The organism is Clostridium sp. CM042 (assembly GCF_055080995.1).
This window is the reverse complement of sequence record NZ_CM143646.1, coordinates 1,576,347-1,596,823: the sequence shown is the minus strand read 5'-3', so window position 1 is coordinate 1,596,823 and position 20,477 is coordinate 1,576,347. Positions and strand designations below refer to the sequence as shown.

At 32.1% G+C, this 20,477-nt stretch carries 20 protein-coding genes, 1 tRNA gene and 1 pseudogene; 18 read left to right on the top strand and 4 right to left on the bottom strand.

From position 1 onward, the window contains the following. The first annotated feature begins 8 nt into the window (after positions 1-8). From larA to ACWJJ7_RS07460, 18 genes and pseudogenes are all read left to right on the top strand, one after another. A complete protein-coding gene (gene larA, locus ACWJJ7_RS07545; protein WP_462964629.1) occupies positions 9-1,283 on the top strand; it encodes a nickel-dependent lactate racemase in 1,275 nt (424 codons plus the stop codon). 189 nt (positions 1,284-1,472) lie between these two features. Next, a pseudogene (locus ACWJJ7_RS07540) lies at positions 1,473-1,577 on the top strand (DUF6465 family protein); the annotation flags it as partial. 1,081 nt (positions 1,578-2,658) lie between these two features. Continuing rightward, positions 2,659-3,147, top strand: coding sequence for a DUF6323 family protein (locus tag ACWJJ7_RS07535; RefSeq protein WP_462964628.1), 489 nt, complete (start codon positions 2,659-2,661; stop codon positions 3,145-3,147). Next, positions 3,134-4,495, top strand: a complete 1,362-nt coding sequence (locus ACWJJ7_RS07530) for a DUF6179 domain-containing protein (RefSeq protein WP_462964627.1) — start codon at positions 3,134-3,136, stop codon at positions 4,493-4,495. The genes ACWJJ7_RS07535 and ACWJJ7_RS07530 overlap by 14 nt, the downstream gene beginning before the upstream one ends. A gap of 257 nt (positions 4,496-4,752) precedes the next feature. Next, positions 4,753-5,412 (top strand): ABC transporter permease, encoded by a 660-nt coding sequence (locus tag ACWJJ7_RS07525; protein ID WP_462964626.1) that lies wholly within the window; start codon positions 4,753-4,755, stop codon positions 5,410-5,412. Between the two features lie 19 nt (positions 5,413-5,431). Continuing rightward, a complete protein-coding gene (locus ACWJJ7_RS07520; protein ID WP_462964960.1) occupies positions 5,432-6,112 on the top strand; it encodes an ABC transporter ATP-binding protein in 681 nt (226 codons plus the stop codon). Positions 6,113-6,137: 25 nt separating this feature from the next. Next, positions 6,138-7,058, top strand: coding sequence for an ATP-binding cassette domain-containing protein (locus tag ACWJJ7_RS07515; protein ID WP_462964625.1), 921 nt, complete (start codon positions 6,138-6,140; stop codon positions 7,056-7,058). Beyond that, positions 7,051-7,767, top strand: a complete 717-nt coding sequence (locus ACWJJ7_RS07510) for an ABC transporter permease (RefSeq protein ID WP_462964624.1) — start codon at positions 7,051-7,053, stop codon at positions 7,765-7,767. Before ACWJJ7_RS07515 ends, ACWJJ7_RS07510 begins: the two co-directional genes overlap by 8 nt. A gap of 184 nt (positions 7,768-7,951) precedes the next feature. Continuing rightward, positions 7,952-8,971, top strand: a complete 1,020-nt coding sequence (locus ACWJJ7_RS07505) for an alpha/beta fold hydrolase (RefSeq protein WP_462964623.1) — start codon at positions 7,952-7,954, stop codon at positions 8,969-8,971. Between the two features lie 87 nt (positions 8,972-9,058). Further along, positions 9,059-9,766 (top strand): response regulator transcription factor, encoded by a 708-nt coding sequence (locus ACWJJ7_RS07500; RefSeq protein WP_462964622.1) that lies wholly within the window; start codon positions 9,059-9,061, stop codon positions 9,764-9,766. A 5-nt stretch (positions 9,767-9,771) separates the two neighbouring features. Further along, the gene (locus ACWJJ7_RS07495) at positions 9,772-10,695 is read left to right on the top strand and encodes a sensor histidine kinase (RefSeq protein ID WP_462964621.1); all 924 of its coding nucleotides are present in this window, start codon (positions 9,772-9,774) and stop codon (positions 10,693-10,695) included. Positions 10,696-11,041: 346 nt separating this feature from the next. After that, a complete protein-coding gene (locus ACWJJ7_RS07490) occupies positions 11,042-11,533 on the top strand; it encodes a MogA/MoaB family molybdenum cofactor biosynthesis protein (protein ID WP_462964620.1) in 492 nt (163 codons plus the stop codon). Between the two features lie 115 nt (positions 11,534-11,648). Next, positions 11,649-12,608, top strand: a complete 960-nt coding sequence (moaA, locus tag ACWJJ7_RS07485; protein ID WP_462964619.1) for a GTP 3',8-cyclase MoaA — start codon at positions 11,649-11,651, stop codon at positions 12,606-12,608. Between the two features lie 4 nt (positions 12,609-12,612). Continuing rightward, a complete protein-coding gene (gene moaC, locus ACWJJ7_RS07480) occupies positions 12,613-13,092 on the top strand; it encodes a cyclic pyranopterin monophosphate synthase MoaC (protein ID WP_462964618.1) in 480 nt (159 codons plus the stop codon). Next, on the top strand, positions 13,092-13,526 hold the full coding sequence (locus ACWJJ7_RS07475) for an MOSC domain-containing protein (protein ID WP_462964617.1): 435 nt from the start codon (positions 13,092-13,094) through the stop codon (positions 13,524-13,526). Before moaC ends, ACWJJ7_RS07475 begins: the two co-directional genes overlap by 1 nt. Positions 13,527-13,777: 251 nt before the next feature. Next, positions 13,778-13,869, top strand: a tRNA-Ser gene (locus ACWJJ7_RS07470). A 486-nt stretch (positions 13,870-14,355) separates the two neighbouring features. Then, entirely contained in the window at positions 14,356-14,802 is a 447-nt protein-coding gene (locus tag ACWJJ7_RS07465; RefSeq protein ID WP_462964616.1) for a MarR family winged helix-turn-helix transcriptional regulator, read from the top strand. 92 nt (positions 14,803-14,894) lie between these two features. Further along, positions 14,895-16,310 (top strand): potassium/proton antiporter, encoded by a 1,416-nt coding sequence (locus ACWJJ7_RS07460; protein ID WP_462964615.1) that lies wholly within the window; start codon positions 14,895-14,897, stop codon positions 16,308-16,310. A gap of 113 nt (positions 16,311-16,423) precedes the next feature. Here ACWJJ7_RS07460 and ACWJJ7_RS07455 read toward each other — a convergent pair whose 3' ends face one another. The 4 genes from ACWJJ7_RS07455 to ACWJJ7_RS07440 all read right to left on the bottom strand — a co-directional run bounded on the left by ACWJJ7_RS07455 (position 16,424) and on the right by ACWJJ7_RS07440 (position 20,314). Next, positions 16,424-17,206 (bottom strand): ABC transporter ATP-binding protein, encoded by a 783-nt coding sequence (locus ACWJJ7_RS07455; protein ID WP_462964614.1) that lies wholly within the window; start codon positions 17,204-17,206, stop codon positions 16,424-16,426. A gap of 15 nt (positions 17,207-17,221) precedes the next feature. After that, the gene (locus tag ACWJJ7_RS07450) at positions 17,222-18,238 is read right to left on the bottom strand and encodes a FecCD family ABC transporter permease (RefSeq protein ID WP_462964613.1); all 1,017 of its coding nucleotides are present in this window, start codon (positions 18,236-18,238) and stop codon (positions 17,222-17,224) included. Further along, entirely contained in the window at positions 18,238-19,269 is a 1,032-nt protein-coding gene (locus ACWJJ7_RS07445) for a FecCD family ABC transporter permease (RefSeq protein WP_462964612.1), read from the bottom strand. The genes ACWJJ7_RS07450 and ACWJJ7_RS07445 overlap by 1 nt, the downstream gene beginning before the upstream one ends. Positions 19,270-19,375: 106 nt before the next feature. Continuing rightward, the gene (locus tag ACWJJ7_RS07440; RefSeq protein ID WP_462964611.1) at positions 19,376-20,314 is read right to left on the bottom strand and encodes an ABC transporter substrate-binding protein; all 939 of its coding nucleotides are present in this window, start codon (positions 20,312-20,314) and stop codon (positions 19,376-19,378) included. Positions 20,315-20,477: the final 163 nt, after the last annotated feature.

Genomic DNA, 20,477 nt, shown 5'->3' with positions numbered 1-20,477 from the left:
GAATATATATGACTAAAGTGAAAATACCATATTCAAAACAGTTTTTGGAAATTGAAATACCGGATAAAAACTTGGCAGCAATATTAGAATCAAAAGCTCATGCTTACAAAGTAGAAAGCACTCAGCAAGAAATTGTAAATAAGGCACTCGATAATCCAATTGGAAGTGCGAAATTGGAGGATTTAGTTAAAGGAAAGAAAAACTTAGTATTAATAACGAGTGACCACACAAGACCTGTACCAAGTAAGGTAACACTTCCAATATTACTTGAAAGAATAAGATTATCGAACCCTAAAATTAAAATAACAATATTAATTGCTACTGGGTTCCATAGACCTACTACAAGGGAGGAAATGATCAATAAATTTGGGCAGGAAATTGTAGATAATGAAGTTATAATAAATCATGTGTCAGAGGATTATGGCAATATGGTACGCGTCGGAACCCTTCCATCAGGTGGGGAACTATTGCTTAATAAGTTAGCAATGGAAGCAGAACTTTTAATTTCAGAAGGGTTTATAGAGCCACACTTCTTTGCAGGATTTTCTGGAGGACGTAAGAGTGTTCTTCCTGGAGTGGCATCAGCAAAGACAGTTATGGCAAATCATTGCTCTGAATTTATAGCAAGTGAGTATGCGCGGTCTGGAGTTATTGAAAATAACCCAATTCATAGAGATATGCTTTACGCTGCCAAGCAAGCTAAACTAGCATTTATACTAAATGTTGTTATTGACAGTGAGAAGAATGTTATAAATGCATTTGCAGGAGATAGTGAGCTTGCCCACACTGAAGGTTGTAAATTTGTAATGGAGCTTGCAGCTGTGAAAGCTGTTAAAGCAGATATTGCCATATCAACTAATGGAGGATATCCACTAGACCAAAATATATATCAGTCTGTAAAAGGTATGACTGCAGCAGAAGCAACTTGCAAGGTCGGCGGAGTTATAATCATGGTGTCTGCTTGTAATGATGGACATGGAGGTCAGTCATTTTATGACAATATTGCAAATTCAAGTAGCCCAAGAGCAGTTCTTGATAGGGTAATTAAAGTAGGAAGAAATGATACAGCGCCAGATCAATGGGAATTTCAGATTCTTGCCCGGATACTAGATGCGCATACCGTAATTTTTGTTACAGATATGTGTGACCCTGAAATGATAAAGAAAATGCATATGCAGCATGCATTTACCTTTGAAGAAGCACTTGTTAGGGCTCTTAAGATAAAGGGAAATGATGCAACAATTACAGTGATACCAGATGGAGTTTCAGTTGTGGTAAGATAACCTTCAAATTAATTCTACCTTAAATCATCTTCTGCGAAGCTGCATAGCTTCGCAGAAGATAAATTAACACTTCTTGACGGAGATTTACATCTTTGTAGACCTCTGGGGCAGATAACAATTATCAATTGTTATCCCCCCACTGAAGTTTTTTATTTGTTATAGTATGTAACACCCACTAAAGGAAAGCTTCAAAAGGATATAAAATCAATGGAGATATATGCGAAGATTGAAGAAAACAAGTGCTACTATGCTATTAATGAAACTACTTCAGGAAAATTCGAATTAACGGCTTAATTTTTTTAGGTGCGGTTCAATTTTTTTATAGTAGTGGATTTTTTTGAAAGAACTTAGGATTTTTAATTTTAGGCTCTTTTTTATTTTGATAAAAAGTGCTGTACACCTCACCTCTACGAGGATGCCTTAAAACAAGCATTCCTTGGTGCTTTTAATAGTTTACTTTCCAACAAGGCAGAAATTATTGAGGGATATGAAGGTATTATTCACACCCTAACCGATACCACAGAGATTGATAAGCAAAGTGCAAAGCTACAAGGTGAAACACTTGTGGTTACTGAACTCCTTCACAAGTGCGTAGAGGGAAAGGCCACTACGGCTTTAGACCAAGCCGAATACAATGAGCGGTATTCGGCCTTGGCAGAACGCTACGAAATCGTTAAAAATGGTCTTGCCGAGATAAATGATAAGCGGCTTGAACGCACCGCCAAGTGTGAAAGCGCAACTGCTTTTATACAGACCTTTAGGGGGCTATATGGTGGTTTATATCGAAACATGCAATATTTTTAACTATATAAATAACTTTAATTTGATAAAGCTATTTTGAATTAGTAGCAATCTTAGTCATTCGGGCGGAAGCTAAAGAAGATGACACCCTAAATTAAACATCAATAGAAGCAGGTACATTTCAGCAGGGGAGACTATACAAAATATCTTCATAACAACTCGAAAACAGGCGAATGGACACGGATATGTGTGTCGACGTAATTGCTGCATAGCAGCAATCAAATCCCTCTTTTTTTGCCAAAATCAAAAGCCCTAACAATTTTTGTTAGGGTCTTTTTACAGGCTGATTTTTTGAAAATGTGATTTTAGAATTTGATGTTTTTAGAAGTTTCCCTTAAAGCAATAATGCACAAAAATATTCTGATTATATTATATAATCTCGCTAAAATAAAAAAAGACATTTTTTATGTCTGCTTTTTAATCCTTATATTGACTTTTAAGTTACTGAATTATATAATGAAGAACACGATAAAATATAATACTTATTACTTATATAATATCATAGTTTTATATTCATGTCAATAGGTTTCTCAAAATTTTAAATTATATTTTGAAAATACGGGAGGGGATTATTTTGGCATTTGAACTGATAAGAATTTGTTCATCGCTGATACAAGAGCAAGCGGTAGCTGAAATTGAAAAATGCAATGACCTGACATCAAGGTTCGGACTGAGTTTGTCACATAATGAAGCTATTGAATTGGTAGAAACGCGTTCTTTGTCCTTAAAAAATAATGGGCGTATTGAATTCGGTGGCGGTGTTATCAACATAATCATAAATGAATTTTGTGATTCTCCATATATCACAAAACTCAATTATGCAGGGACGATTCATGAACTTGTGGAGATGTTTTACAATTGTAAAAATGAAACGCTTGATTTAATGAGTGACGATGACTTGATAAAATTTATGAAAAATTCTTTTGATGGTACTTGCCAAGGCTCACTTCAACTGCTCTCAGATCGAGAGCTTGCTCGTATGGCACGCAACCTTCGGCATGGATATGCCCCAGATTATTTAGAAAATGAAGAGTGTGAGGAGGATGAAGATGGCGAATATTGATAAAAGACATATTATTGACAAGACTCGTTTGAGCGGTGAAAAATATTTTACTTCTATTTTGCGGGAAGTTTATGTCAGCGGTATTCTTACGGAGAATGATTTGAAAAAACTGCAAATACAGTGCGTTGAATTTCTGGCGTATAAATGTGAAATGTATAACAGTGGCGACAGTAGTTCCATTAGGGTAGAGATTGCCGAAAGTATTATGAAATCCAATCTTTATACCATAGGAATATTCCTAAAGTCGCTATTTGATGAAGATAGCGCAGCATTACAATTAAAAGCTGAAACAATTTCCGAGATGTATCAAAAGGGTCGAAAGATAATGGATACCAAATTTAAAGTAACTAAACATATCTACTTGATGATGCAGGATAACAAAATAGATAACCCAAATTTCACATACAATGCAACGATTTCCAATAGTGGTATAGGCATTTTTTTCAAAACCTACAATCTTGATTTTGAAGCTCACGAATCGCCTGCATCAATTGATTATCAGCTTTGCAATCCGGTAGATGATTTGGTTGGAGTTGAGTTTATTCAAAAATATACGGAAAATTTGCTTTATGAAAATCAATTTTGCAGATATTTTGATTCAACTATCATTCATCGTTTACTCTGTGGTTATGATGACGAGTATGAGGACTTGCTTATCAATATTTTTGAACAGGTATTAACAACATCCTTAGGGTGCATCATCGTCGGACAAGACCCAATTAGCCTTAATATTACGCAAGAGGATATCTGTATCATGCGCAGTAAATTAAATATGAGTGTTAATGAGCTTGCCGAAACTGTTCATTTAGCCTACAATAGGCTTGTAAATCTACTGGATATAAAAAGATCCTCATTAAAAAGATATATTGAAATGAGTTTGTCTAAAGTAACTATAAATATCTTTAATGCAGTAAAATCAGATACACTACCAACTGTATTTCCACCTTTAAAAAATCTGGATTTACTCCCTAAAATCAGATTTTTTAAAGGTGAAAAGATGGAAAATAATGAATATCGTAAAATTATAGAGGAATTGATTTCTTGTCGTTTGACCTCCGATAAACTTGCATTGGTCAAAGGGAGAATTCATACGTTTGGCGACTTGGAAGATGTACTTTTGGATGCTGAATTTAGCAATGTTGAAATTGAAATGATATTTAACATGTTAGGCGAAGTAGATATTGCTGCACTTATCAAGCATCATCCTATAAAAACAGATATTATGGCAGAGGACTTGTCTGAAACAGAATTAAATTTATGTTCCTGCTTACAAAAGCATTTGGACCAGCTTAACTATGACAAGCGAAAGCGGATTTTAGAGATTGTGAGTCGCCTTGTTGAGGAATAATGAATAGCTTTTATTGCCTGAATTATTCCATTTATGGGAGGGTAAAAACTATATGGTTTACTTCTTTTTCGTTTTAAAGCATCTGTTGATACAGGTGCTTTTTTCATACCATTTTTAGGAGGTAAACATAATGAAAATACCACTAATATCAAGAATTATGTTGGTTAAATTGAAAAACAATATTGATAGTAATAAATTCATTAAAAGCTTCAATGAAAAAAACAGTAATTGTTCAGCAAGCTTAAGGTGATTATGTTGTGTTGAAGGTTAATAATATAGAATCCAAATATAAAATAACGGGTGTTTTTAATGCTAAACTTTCACCAAATCAGATTCTAATTAACAAAGAGAATATGATAAGAGATTTTAAAGTAACAGTACCAGATAGTTATGCTTTAAAAATCAGCGGTAATCCAAATGAATTTAAAAAATCGCTGGAAAAACAATTGAAGGGTACTGCGGCTAAGGTCACAACCTTTGAAGAAGATGTAAAAAAGATTACTGACGATATAAAACTTATACTGAACATATTGCTGTTCTTTTCATTTATGACTATTGTAACAGGGATGTTTGGAGTAATAAACAATATGGGGGTAAGCTTTATTCAAAGAAAAAAAGAGTTGGCAGTTTTAAGTTCTGTTGGAATGAGTAGTACTGGGAATTGCGTTATGTTACTTATAGAAGGAATATTTTCAGCTATTTTTGCAATTGGTCTTGGTGGAATAATATCTTATTTTGCAGTTGCACTATCTAACAATTTAGTGAAGCTCATACATCTTCCAATACCAATAGAATATGATTTTAAATCTTTTTCAATGATTAGTATAGAAATAATAATAATTATGATTTTATCAAGTTGTCCAGCTTTATTTAAAAGTTCAAAGCTATCGGTTGTAACAGAATTAAAATATGAATAAGGGAGAGATACATATGATTATGAACACAATAAAAGTTGAAAATCTTTATAAATCTTTTGATCTAGGAAAGGAAAAAGTTGACGTATTAAAAAGATTGAGTTTTAATGTAAGAAAAGGTGAATTCTTATCAATAATGGGACCATCTGGTTGTGGGAAATCAACCCTTTTATATTTACTAGGTGGTCTAGATAAACCGTCAAAAGGGAATATAGTAATAAACGGAAAGGATTTAGCGTCCATGAGCGAGAGAGAGGAAAGTTTAATGCGAAGAAGGGATATAGGGTTTGTATTTCAATTTTATAATTTAGTACCTAATTTATCTGTTGAGGACAATATAATGTTACCATTGCTTATAGATGGTAAAAAATCAAAGGATTTAAAGTATGATCTAAATAAAATGTTAGACATAACGGGTATGACTAGTAGAAAAAAACATACTCCAGGGGAACTATCAGGAGGACAGCAGCAAAGAGTGGCAATTGCAAGAGCGCTTTTGTTTAATCCACAAATAATATTAGCCGATGAACCAATAGGAAACCTGGATTCGAAGACGGGGACTGAAATAATGAACTTATTTAGAGATATTATTAAAGAATTTAATAAAACAATAATACAAGTTATTCATTCAGAAGATGCAGCAATTTATGGAACTGACATAATGAGAATCAGAGATGGGGAGATTGAGATTAAGAAAATTTAGATTAAGATTAAGGAGAGTATGAAAAATGGAACCAATATTAAAAACTATGAATTTGACTAAAAAATATAAGAATAAAATTGTAGTAGATAAAATAAATATGACTATTAATAAAGGTGATATATATGGATTTTTGGGACGAAATGGAGCGGGGAAAACAACTACATTAAAGATGATAATGGGACAAGCAGCTATAGATAGTGGCTGCATAGACATTTTTGGAAAAACCATAAGTCATAAAGATTATAAATATAAAAGTAGAATTGGTATATTGATAGAAGCTCCAACATTTTATCCTAAGTTAACAGCAAAGGATAATTTAGAAATTCATAGAAGATGTATGGGAATTCAAGATAAAAAAAGGATAGATGAAGTTTTAGCCTTAGTAGATTTAAGTAATGAAGGAAGCAAGAGTGTAGGGAAGTATTCATTGGGAATGAAACAGAGATTAGGAGTGGCAAGAGCATTACTTAATAGTCCGGAAATTTTAATTTTAGATGAGCTCACTAATGGGTTAGATCCAGTAGGAATAAGTCATATTAGGGAAATTATATTAAAGCTTAATAAAGAGAGAAATACTACTGTAATTATATGCGGCCATATTTTAAGTGAAATAGAACAGATGGCAACAAAGATAGGGGTTATTAACGACGGAATTTTAATAGAAGAAGCTCTCTATAAAGAGTTACAAGAAAAAAATAAAACATATCTTCAGATTAAAGTAAATAACCAGAAAAAGGCTGCTACTATTTTAGAACAGAAATGTGGTATTAGCCAATATAAAGTTTACGAAGATAATATTATACGTATTTTTGATAATGTAGATGAAGCTGAAAATATGAATAGGCAGATGCTGGATAGTGGGGTTTTAATAAGGGAATTAAAGGTGAATAGCGAAACTCTTGAAGATTATTTTTTAAGATTAACAGGAGGTGAAAAAAATGTTTAATTTGGTTTACTCAGAAATATTGAAACTTAAAAAATCAAAAACACTTATATTTATAATCATAAGTAGTATGGTTTTCCCCATTTTCTGGTGTTTGATAACGCCATTTAACATTCAAAAGCAAACATGGGTAACATACACTACAGAAACAGAAGATATTATGTTTATGTTTGTAGGAATAATAGTTTTTATATTACTATCATCCTATATATTTCTCAGGGAATATTCAGACAATACAGTGAAGGTATTATATAGTTACCCCGTAAGTAAAATATCAATATTTATAAGTAAGATGCTAACCATATATATAATAGTAGCAGTAATATACCTTCTACATTTTATAATAGTGTTTTCTGGAGGACGACTGGTAATAAACCAATCACTTACAAAAGAATTTTTCTTCATGAATATTAGCGTATATATAACTTCTATGGTAATGCAATTTGCATTAGTACCTCTTTTGATTTTTATAATTAACATATTTAAAAATACAACAGCGTCGGCTATGATAGCAGTGGTGGTTTTATTTTCTGATTTTTTTGTCTATGTAATTGGAAAGTATAAATATTGGCCATTTATATTGCCATATTTGCCATTCATGAAGCTTTATAGAGGTGTAGATGTAATCAGCACAGCAAATTTAGCTATAGGAGTGTTTGTTATTGGAATACTATTATGTATATTTCAATTATCAAGAGTGAAAGATGTTTGATGGAATGAATTTTAAATAATATGAGCACTGAAATTATATTCAATATGATTTCAGTGCTTTTTAATATAAATATTAAATTATTTAAAAAAATCGTAAGAAAAAGTTAAGAAATACTAAAGTACATTGTAAAAAGTAATCTGTATACTTATATCTTGTAAGATAAAAATTGATTGGAGTGAAGAATATGAATACACAGGTAATAAACAATAAAGGAACCATTAGTAAAAAGAAATTATTAGGTGTAAAAAGATTTTTTGTAGGCATAGCTGCAGTGATAATAGTAGTATTGATTATAGGATTTGCATATGAAAAAGTTGGAAGTTATTCTGACGAAAAAAAATACAAACCGGTGGGTAAAATAATCGAAGTAAATGGACATAACATGCACATTTTCGCTAAGGGAGAAGGAAGCGCAACAGTAGTATTTGCATCTGGTTGGGGGATACCGTGCCCATATACCGATTTTTACCCACTGCACAATGAAATATCTAAACATACAAGAATAGTTGTTTATGATAGACCGGGATATGGATGGAGTGATGTAGCAAAAACACCTAGAGATATTGATACAATAACAAAAGAACTACATGAATTACTTGAAAAATCAGGAGAAAAAGGTCCATATATACTTGTTGGACATTCTTTGGCTTCACTTGAACTCATAAGATTTACTCAAATGTACAAAGAAGAAGTAAAAGGAATTGTTATGATAGATGCAGGCAATCCCGAGTACTATTCAAAAGAAGACATAAATGATACTGCAACGTCAAATAGTTTACTAAGGTCAGCACTTAAACAATTTGGAGGATTTAGATTACTGTTTAACGTACCAAGTTTTTATTCTTCAGCATATTCAGCCAGAAATAACTTTGCCTTAGTTCCAAAGGATTTAAAAGAGCTTGATAAGGCAATGTATTTAAAAAACATGATAAATAAAAATAAAAACGATGAAAACAAGAATATTAAAATAAATGCTTCCAAGGTAGTATCAAACGATAAACTAGGCAATGTACCTCTTACAATATTAACTTCTGAAAGCGAAGCTACTGCAAATACTAAATGGATAAATAGCCAGGAGACCTTTGAAAATTGGTCCTCAGACAGTAAGCAAATGATTGTTCCAAACACAAATCATGATATACATCAGTATGCGCCAAAAACTATAAATAAACAGATATTAGAAATTTTAAATACAATCAAATAATATTAATAGTATGGAGGAGGGGGTTAGATAGAACATAGTGCTTATTTGACGTGTTATATGTTAAAATAAGTATTAAGAGGTGGAATAATGAATGTTGAAGGTAATATAAAAATTTTGGTAGTTGAGGATGATAGAGAAATAAATACCCTAATTAATAAGATTTTATTAAAAGAAGGGTTTGAAATTGTACAAGCGTTCGATGGGAGAAATGCAATGGATAAGTTTCAATTTGATGGAGAGTTTCAGTTAATAGTATTGGATTTAATGATACCTTTTATAGATGGTTTTGAAATAATAAGGAGAATAAGGCAAAACAGTACTGTACCTATACTTGTAATATCAGCAAAAAATACAGAAATGGACAAAGTATCAGCTATAAGTATGGGGGCAGATGATTATATTGTTAAACCCTTTTCTATAAATGAGTTTGTGGTTAGAATAAAAGCCCTGCTCCGAAGATATATATATTTTAATAATGAAGAAGCTGCTCAGGAATCAATTATAAATTATAAAGATTTAGTAATGGACATAAGAGCTTATACCCTAGTAAAAAGGGATCAATTAATAAAGGCCACACCCTTAGAGTTTGAAATATTAAAGCTGTTTCTTTTAAACCCTAATAAAGTTTTTACTAAATCTCAGATATATGACAGTGTTTGGGGAAGAGATGTTATAAGAAATGATAATACGGTTATGGTTCATATAAAAAGACTTAGAGATAAGATTGAAGATGATATAAGTAACCCTGAGTACATAACAACGGTTTGGGTAATAGGATATAAATTGGGAGAGTAAATATTATGAATGAAATATTTCTGATTTTGAGTATAGCTATAATTAGTATTTTATTTTTAATAATAGTTTCAATGAATAGAAAGTTGAAATATATTAAAATAGTTTTGGATGACGTGCTTTCAGGGAATATAAATAGAAGAGTTACGTTAAATAACAGTGTAAAGTCTATAACAGATTTAGTTAATAATATAAATAGCATTGTAGATAACATGTGTGAAATTGAAAACGAAAAGGTGAAGAAAAATAATACGATGTCAAGAATGATTTCAAATATATCACATGATTTTAAGACTCCACTTACATCATTAATTGGTTATATTGAATTAATTAAAGAAAGTGATGATTTGAGCATAGAAGAGTTACGGGAGTATCTAGATATCGTTCATAATAAAGCATATTACTTGAATTCAACATTAGAAAATTTCTTTTATTTGGCACGATTAGAGTCAAGTGATGAAAAATTAAATATAGAAGAAATAAATCTAACGGATGTAATACAAGAACAGATAGTATTTTTTTATAATGATTTTAAAAAATTAGGTATATCACCAGATATAGAAATACCTGAAGAAAATCTGTATGTTTTAGCAGATAAAATTTCAGTGAATAGAATATTGAATAATCTATTATCTAACAGTTTGAAATATGGAAAAGATGGAGATAGAGTTGAAGTAGCAATTAAAGAAGATAATAATTATGTTTATGTGGAAGTATGGGATAATGGTAAGGGTATTGCTAATAAAGATTTAAAACTGATATTTGAACGGTTATATACTGTTGAAGATTCAAGAAGTGCCAAGCTAAGTGGAACTGGTATTGGACTTAGTATAGTTAAACAGTTAGTGAAAAGTAATAAGGGAGCAATAAGTGTAGAAAGCATTCCATTTGAAAAGACATCATTTATATTTTCGTTGCCTAATAACCTTTAGGCGCGGGAGTATCAGGTGACCAGCAGCATAGTATATTAATTATAAATGTGGTAAACTAATGGTATTATAGTGAATAAAATTGATATAATTAAACAAAAAAAGTACATAAATTTTAAAATAACTAGTAAATATAATATTATCATTTATTATTCCATACTTGTTAATTTTTAAAGCCGTATTTATTGTATTATTCAGTAATCCAGAACATAATAATAGCGTTAAATCATTACCTGCGCAGCTGCATTAACGACTTCAGAGGGAGATTTAGACTCCCGCTGAAGTTTTGTTTTTGTTAGGGCCCTAGAACATAAATTGCTAAGTCGAATTTTGAAAGGGAGTGCTTAAAATGATAAAAACTGCAATATTAACCATGAGTGATAAGGGATTTAGGGGAGAAAGAATTGATGGAACAGGTCCTGCAATAAGAAGTGAATTAGAAGGTAAAGGATTTGTTATCAGCTTTTATAAAATGATTTCTGATGAAAAAGAGGAAATAGAAAAAGAATTGATTTATTTATGTGATAAACTTAAGGTAGATTTAATTTTAACTAATGGTGGAACTGGCTTTTCACAAAGAGATGTTACTCCAGAAGCAACTCAAAATGTAATTGAAAAATATGTACCTGGTATTGGCGAAGTTATGAGAATGAAATCACTCCAAATTACGCCGAATGCTATGCTTTCAAGAAGTATTGCAGGGATTCGCAAAAAAACCTTAATTATTAATCTTCCTGGAAGCCCAAAAGGTGCTGTAGAAAATCTTCAATTTATAATATCTGCAATTCCACACGGTATTGCCATACTTACAGGGGAAGCTAGCGAGTGTGCTAGAGGTTAGCTAATGCGCTAAAAGTTAGCAAAGGAGGTATAAGAATGGAACCTTTTAATGTGGTATCTTTAGGCTATGATTATACGCAAATAGGAGAGATAATTGAACTTTAGGAGACGATTTTATGAGAGATAGTCATGGAAGAGACATCAATTATTTAAGGACATCGGTAACTGATAGGTGTAATTTAAGATGTACATATTGCATGCCGGAGCAAGGAATTGAGAGTAAGAGTCATTTGGATATTTTACGTTTTGAAGAGATTTTAAAAATTGTAAAGGCAGCAGAGAAATTAGGTATTAATAAAGTAAGGTACACTGGTGGGGAACCACTAGTAATGAAAGACTTAGACAAGCTTATATATGAAACTTCAAAACTGCCAGGGATAGATGATATTGCCATAACTACAAATGGTATTTTACTATCTGGCATGGCAAGTGATTTGAAAAAAGCTGGACTTAAAAGAGTTAATATTAGCCTTGATACCTTGGACAAAGAAAAGTTTAAAAGTATAACAAGAGTAGGGAATTTAGATAATGTACTTGAAAGCATAGATAAATGTTTAACGCTTGGATTAAAACCTGTGAAAATAAATACAGTATTAATGCAAGGTTTTAACGATACAGAGTTTGAGGATTTCTTAAACTTAACTCGCGAATTACCAATAGAAGTAAGGTTTATTGAACTCATGCCCATAGGTGAAGGTATTAAGCTTTATGAAAAAAGTAAATTAACTTTTGGGGAAATGCTAAATTTGCATCCTGAGTTAATTGAAATAGAAACCCCAAAAAGTAGCACCGCCAAATTATACAAGCTTGAAGGGGCAAAAGGGAAAATTGGCTTTATTAGTCCAATAAGTTGCAAATTTTGTGAAGATTGTAATAAAATAAGGCTTACATCTACAGGAACTATTAAACAATGTCTTCATTCAAAGGAAGAAATAAATATTAAGCGGTACCTAAATAACGAAGAGATGCTTACAGATGCATTAAAACAGGCAATTTTTAATAAACCGCTCGAACATCATCTTGAGGAGGAAAAGATTAGTAGGAGCGAAAAGATGATGTATCAGATAGGAGGATAAAGTAATGGAACTTACGCACATAAATGAAGAAGGAAGAGCAAAAATGGTAGATGTATCTGAAAAACGTGCTACTGTTCGGGAAGCAGTAGCAGTTGGGTCGATTTCTATGAAAAGAGAAACCCTTGAAAGAATAAATGATGGATCTATTTCAAAAGGAGATGTATTAGCTGTAGCACAGGTAGGAGGAATTATGGGTGCTAAAAACACTTCGCAAATAATACCAATGTGTCATCCTATAATGATATCTGGCTGTGATATTAGCTTTAAAATTAACTTTGAAAGTACAAAAATAGAAATAACTGCAACGACGAAGACTGTAGGTAAAACAGGCATTGAAATGGAAGCACTTAGTGCGGTATCTGTTGCAGCACTAACTATTTATGATATGTGTAAGGCAATTGATAGGGAAATGGTTATAAATAATATCATGCTTGCACGAAAAAGTGGAGGAAAATCAGGAATATTTGAAAGGAAGGGATTGTAATGGCAAAGGTTACTGCTGTAAATATAAGTGAGAAAAAAGGTGTGATAAAACACCCTATAGAGAAAGGCTTTTTTAAAGTTAACCATGGTCTTCTTGGAGATGCACATGCAGGGAATTGGCACAGACAAGTGAGCTTTCTTGGGGTTGAGAGCATTAATAAAATGAAAGCTACTGGAGTAGAAGGCTTATGTTCAGGTAAGTTTGCTGAAAATATTACTACAGAGGGAATAATTTTGTATGAGCTTCCTGTGGGAACTAAGCTTAAAATTGGAGAGGTAGTTTTAGGGGTTACACAAATAGGAAAGGAATGTCATAAGGGTTGTGAAATTATGAAGTTGGTTGGTGACTGTATAATGCCAAGAGAAGGCATATTCGCTAAGGTGCTTGAGGAGGGCTATATTAAGGCTGGATATGATATTGTAGTGGAGGAATAAAATATCATGGAGATGTTAGGAGTAGCAGGTGATTACTACGCCTACCATTGTGCAGAGGAGTTCATATTCAATATGAACTCTTTTTATATTTTAAATAGGGCGTAATAAAAACATGACTAGGATAAGACGCATTATGCTTATTACGTTTTTGTTCAGGAGATGATTTCATTAAGAATTTAAATATTTGCTTAAAAATAAGTATTTTAAATAAAATTCAAATATGGTATAATATAAAAGGCAATCTAATATATGGAGAGATGTCCGAGTGGCCTATGGTACCTGCCTCGAAAACAGGCGAACGGGTTATTCCGTTCCGGGGGTTCAAATCCCCCTTTCTCCGCCAAAATTAAAGAACTCGCTGTTAGGCGAGTTCTTTTACGTCAATTATAATAGGGCTTTGAACCCGTGAGGGCACATAGCGGTAAGAAAATGTTTTTAGCTATGACTAAGGAGACAGGACCCGGATACGGGTGTCGACGTAATTGATGCGTAGCAGCAATCAAATCCCTCTTTCTTTGCCAAAATCAAGGGCTCTAGCAGAAATGTTAGGGCCCTTGATTTTGGCGTTTTTGTATAGTTTAATTTCATTATTAAGAGAGAAAACAGTGATTTTACAATAATGGAGTAACCTTTTTGTATTCATTTATAGCCTCGCTGTAAAACTTATCAATTTTTTTACCAATAATATATATTTCAATTACCTCACAACTATTTAAATAGATTTTTCTTAACTATTTGAACTAACGAGTAAAGAATGGTATAATTCATATATGAATAGTTAATATATGAACAGTTAATATATGAATTACATTTATTAAAGGGGAAAATTATGATTGATACTAAATTTGAAGTGAAATTTATTCAATTGTTGAAATCTGTTAATGGAAAATTTAATGGGATCCTACATGATTTTTATGAACCATATGGGTTAACATCAGTGCAAGCTAGTGTATTACTAGAATTACATAAAAATGGAGAACAAAATGTTACTGATTTATGTAATCATCTATGTATGGGAAAGAGTAATTTATCTCCATTATGTAAGAGGTTAGAAAAAGGTGGATTTATAGAACGCGTTAGAAATTCAAAAGATGAACGATACGTGAATATTAAAATGACAGAATATTCGGTAGGAATAATGATAGATGTAGCAAAAAAAATATCAGAAAATATTATTCCTACATTAAGTCAAATAGAAGAATATAAAAAAGATAGAATTGTGGAGGGATTAAATCTTTTAAATGAATGTTTATCTTTAGGTATAAATAAAGATTAATATAATCATATTATTTAAGGCGAGATGCGATAAAGCGTATTAAGCATAATTCTATTACAAAATATAAAATTTAGAAAGGAAGTGAATAATAGATGACAATACCTTTGATTATAGCCTCACTAGTCGTATTAATATGTATATTTTCGAGCAAAATTTTATATAAATTTGGAGTGCCATCATTACTTATATTTATTTTATTAGGTATGGCATTTGGTTCAGAGGGAATAGTTGGAATACGTTTTGAAAATTATCGTATTGCTGAGCAACTGGGTTCATTTGGTTTAATATTTATAATTTTCTATGGAGGCTTTTGTACAAAGTGGAAAATAGCAAAACCAGTTGTTGGAAAGGCTGTATTACTGTCAACTTTGGGGGTCGTTATAACAGCAGGGATTACAGGCTTATTTTGCACAGTAGTTCTTAAAATATCACTTTTAGAAGGATTGCTTATTGGATCTATAGTAGCATCAACTGATGCAGCATCGGTTTTTTCAATTCTACGTTCTCAAAAACTAAATTTAAAAGATGGGCTAGCTTCACTGCTAGAAATTGAAAGTGGTAGTAATGATCCCATTGCATATATGCTTGCAATAACAATCTTAAGTTTAATGAAAGGCGGAGGGGAACAATCTACGCTTCAACTTCTAGTATTTCAAATATTTTTTGGAGTATTAATTGGTGTTGTATTAGCAAAAGCAAGTGCTTGGATATTAAAAAATATTACTTTTGAAATAGAAGGACTATATCCCGTGTTTGTTATGGCAATAGCTATTTTGACATATTCAATGAGCTCATGGATTGGTGGTAATGGGTACTTAAGTGTATATATTGCTGGTATTATAATTGGAAATAGCAAAATTCAAAATAAAAAGAGTTTGGTTAGATTTTTAGATGGAATATCGTGGCTAATGCAAATAATGCTCTTCTTTATATTGGGTCTGTTATCTTTCCCTTCTCATTTACAATCAGTTCTAATACCAGGGATCTTAATTTCATTATTTTTAATTTTTGTTGCTAGACCTATTGCAACATTCGGAATCCTTAATTTTTTTAAGGTTCCTTTGAAACATAAATTGTTTGTTTCATGGGTTGGAATTAGAGGTGCTTCATCTATTGTTTTTGCTATACTCGCTGTAACAAATGAAGCAGTCATACAATCCGATATTTTTCACATAGTATTCTTCATAGCATTATTTTCAGTTGCGCTACAAGGTACATTAATTGCACCAATTGCAAAGAAATTGGATCTTGTTGATAATGAGTCAGCAGTTTTAAAAACATTTAATGACTATCAAGAAGAATCAAATACAAAACTATATGAATTAGAAATTACTCCAGAAAGTTATTGGGTTAATAAAACTATAATGGATGCGAATATACCTGATGAGATCCTAGTCGTAATGATAAAGCGTGCAGAAAATGTAATACACCCTAAGGGAGCGACAATGATTAAAAGTGGGGATACATTAGTATTAAGTGGAGATAATTTTGATAATATGATACGTTAAGAAATAAATACAGAAAAACAAGTTAATTAATAGTAGAAAATGTGCTAATAAAACAAATTAAAGGAGAGGAAAACCTCTCCTTTAATTTGTTTATTTACATAATAATGCAAATTTTATATTAAGTTATATGTAATACAAACTGGTTTATTATTTAGGGGCTCATTAACTACTACGGCATCTATATTAAATATATTCCTTAAGTTATCTTTAGTCATTATTTCTTTAGGACTACCAGTGCAAACTATGTTACCATCTTTAATTCCTACCATATAATCTGCAAACCTTGCGGCATTATTTAGATCATGAATAACCATAACAATGGTTTGTCCTTGCGTCTTATTCAAACTTTCTAGTAATTGTAGAATTTCTAGTTGATGTGCTAAATCTAAGTAGGTAGTAGGTTCGTCTAATAATAATATTTCAGTTTCTTGGGCTAAGGCCATAGCTATCCAAACTCTTTGCCTTTGGCCACCTGACAATGACTCTATAAGTCTGTCCTTAAATTCTTGCATGCCAATTATCTTCAGTGCCCAATTTATTTTTTCTTTATCTTGAGTCATTAGCTTACCGAATCCACTTTGATGAGGAAATCTTCCATAGGCTACGAGCTCACCAACAGTTAATGCATTTGGTGCTTGAGGACTTTGTGGTAAAACTGCCATTTCTTTAGAGATGAAGCTAGAACTTAAATCCTGAATGTCATTACCATTTATGTATATGACTCCACTTTTAGGCTTCAATATTCTTGCAATAGTCTTTAATATAGTTGATTTCCCACATCCATTAGAACCTATAATGGTTGTGATTTTTCCTTTAGGTATGTTTAAATTTAAATTTTTTACTATTTCAAAATCTCCATAAGATATAGACAAATTTTCGGTTTTTATGCTGTTCATATGTAACCTCCTAATTTATTCCTTCATAATTAAATAGATGAAATAGGGTACTCCGATAATTGAAACAACTATTCCAACGGGCATTTCAATAGGAGCTAAAACATTTTTAGCTATGGTATCAGACAACAATAAAATTATTGAACTAACTAGTGCTGCAGTTGGTATTAATAATTTGTGCTTTGGTCCAACAAGCCGCCTTGCTATGTGTGGGGAAATTAGTCCTAAGAATGATATAGTTCCGGCAACCGCTGTAGCCGTACCAGCTAATGCCACGGTATATATTAGTAGTGATCTTCTTTCTTTTTCTATATGTACGCCGAGTCCAACTGATAGCTCGTCACCTAAACTTAAAACATCTAGATATCTTGCTTTATAAATTATAAGTCCAGTAAAAATAAATACAAATGGCAGAGTTGCAATAACATAACTCCAATTGGTTCCCCAAATACTTCCTGAGGTCCAAACCATTATTTTGTTGAAATCTTGAGTTGTAAATCTAAATTGAAATAGGATCAATATAGCATTAAAAGCAGAATTAATACCTATCCCCATCAAAATCAATCTAGTAGGATTTAGACCCTTTTTCCAAGCTAAAGTATAAATAAGGAAAGCTGCAAAACCTGCTCCAAGCAAAGCTACGATAGGTATGGTAAACACTGTTAGTATGCTTATATCAGAATATACTTCTCCATTCATAAAATATATATAAATAACTACAGCCAAGGCTGCACCAGAACTTATGCCTAATATGCCGGGGTCAGCCAGATCATTTTTAGTTATTCCTTGAAGTACGGTTCCTGCTATAGCTAAGGCACTTGCCACAAGTATAGCTATAATTATTCGTGGAAGCCTCATAGTGAAGAGTACCAGTTCCTGCTTTTTATTTCCCTGTCCAAATAAAGTTTTAATTACATCTAGAGGACCTATAGCAAAAGTTCCAATATTAAAGCTAATTATAAATATTGAAAAGAGTAGAACGAATAATATGCTTATAATCAAAATTAGCTTTTTCTTTCTTTTATGGTTTCGCATTATAATGAATTGTCCTCCTTTCTGACAATATATATGAAGAAGGGTACACCCAGTAATGCTGTTAGCGCCCCGATAGGAGTTTCATAAGGCTGATTTATCATCCTAGCTGCTATATCGCTATAAACTAGCAAATCCGCACCGAGTACTAGTGAACATGGGATTATAAATCTATAATCTGGTCCAACTAAACTTCTTACAATTTGTGGCACAATAAGTCCAAGAAAAGAAATATTTCCGGCTACCGCCACTGAACTACCGCTAAGTAATATTACGATTACTATACCAATAAATCTTATGATATTTGTCTTTTGACCAAGGCCTATGGCAATCTCTTCCCCTAGACTTAAAATGGTTATTTTAGGAGATATAATTATTGCGGCAATGACACCAAAGGCACCAACGGAGGCTAATAATTTTACCCCTTGCCATTTTGCAGTAACAAATCCACCAGCAAACCAAAAGCTTAGTTGCTGAGATAAATTAGAATACATTGCAATAGCGGTTGCGAGAGATATTAAAAGAGTTCCTAGAGCAGTTCCCGCTAAAATAAGTTTAATGGGACTAACACCTTTACTAGATTTTGAACTTAATAGATACACGAATACACCACTTAAACTAGCTCCAATAAAAGCGAAAAACATCAGTCCTGAAGTCCCTATATTAGCCCTCATTGCAAAGGCTATAGCTATGGTAAAAGTTGCACCTTGAGTAATACCCATTATAGAGGGGTCAGCTATTGGGTTTCTTGTTATTCCTTGCATTATAGCACCAGATACTGCTAAAAAAGCTCCGACCAAAGCAGCTGCAATTATCCGGGGAAGTCTTATATCACGGATAATCTTTGAGTTTATATCAACGCCATCTGAAAATATGCTATTAAATACTGTATATAAGTCTATATGTTTTGCACCCAGGGATACGGACAATACCATACCAAAAAATAGTATAATAAGTCCAATTACAATTAATAATGAGCTTATGATTAGTCTATTCATTTTTTTCTTCTGTTCTGTAACTATCGATTTTTCCATTAAAACGCTGCACCTCACATTAGCCTTAGATTAAAATGTGTTAAGATAAAAGGGTGATAACGGTATATGGGAATATATCATTTATCACCCAGAAATATAATATATGTTATTTCACGAATTCTTTCTTTATCAAATCAAGTAATAATTCTCTTCCTATTGGAGAATAACCTTGTGCAAAATATGGGCTACTGGCAAGTGTTGTAACATTTCCAGCTTTTACAGCTCTCATGCTTTTCCAAACAGTACTACTCTCTAAATCTTTTTTATCAGCATCAGCTGCTATAACCACAATATGATCTGCATCAATGGATGATAAACCTTCCATAGTTACTACTGGTAAACTTATTCCTTCTTGCTTTGGCATGTTAGACGGTTGAGCTAATTTCATATCTGACAATAGTATTGAACCTATACCTGCATCACTGAAAATATAAAATTTACCTGAACTGGCAAGTATCGTAAGGTAAGTTTGCGGGCCATTTTTTTTCTTTATATCAGATCCTATATGAATAGCTTTTTTATCGTATTCAGCTAACCATTTTTGAGCATCTTTTTCTTGCTCAAATAGTTTGGAAACATCAGTTAATTTTGAACGCCAATCGTTAGCATAGTCTTTAAGCATTACGACAGGTGCAATAGCTTTTAACTGATCATATATTTTTGTTTGCCTCTCGCTCATTAAAATTAAATCTGGATCTAATTTTAGTATAGCTTCCATATCCATAGTATCCATCATGGAAAAGCCTACAAGTTCAGAGGTACTCATTTTATCTTTTAGATAACTTGGTATTTCCGTAGTTTTATAAGAATCAGCATTTGCAGTACCTACGGGGATATGGTTTAAAATTAATAATTCCTCGCTTGATCCAGATATATCTACAATACGTTTAGGGGTAGTAGGGACTGTTACATCACCTTTTATTGTACTAACCACCTTGGTTACACTCTTTTCTTTAACTTCTTCCGCGGTTTTTGAACAACCTGTAAAAACGCTAAAGGAAATTACTGTTAATGTTATTAATCCTAATAATCTTTTTTTCTTCATAATAAATCTCTCCTAGTTTAATTTGAATTAGATATGTATACGACCCGATGATTAACCAAAATCATAAATTATTTATATCAATGATAATTGAAAATGAAAATCATTATCAGTGAATCACAATTTTTATTATATCAGAACTACTAAATATGTCAATAATTTTTTA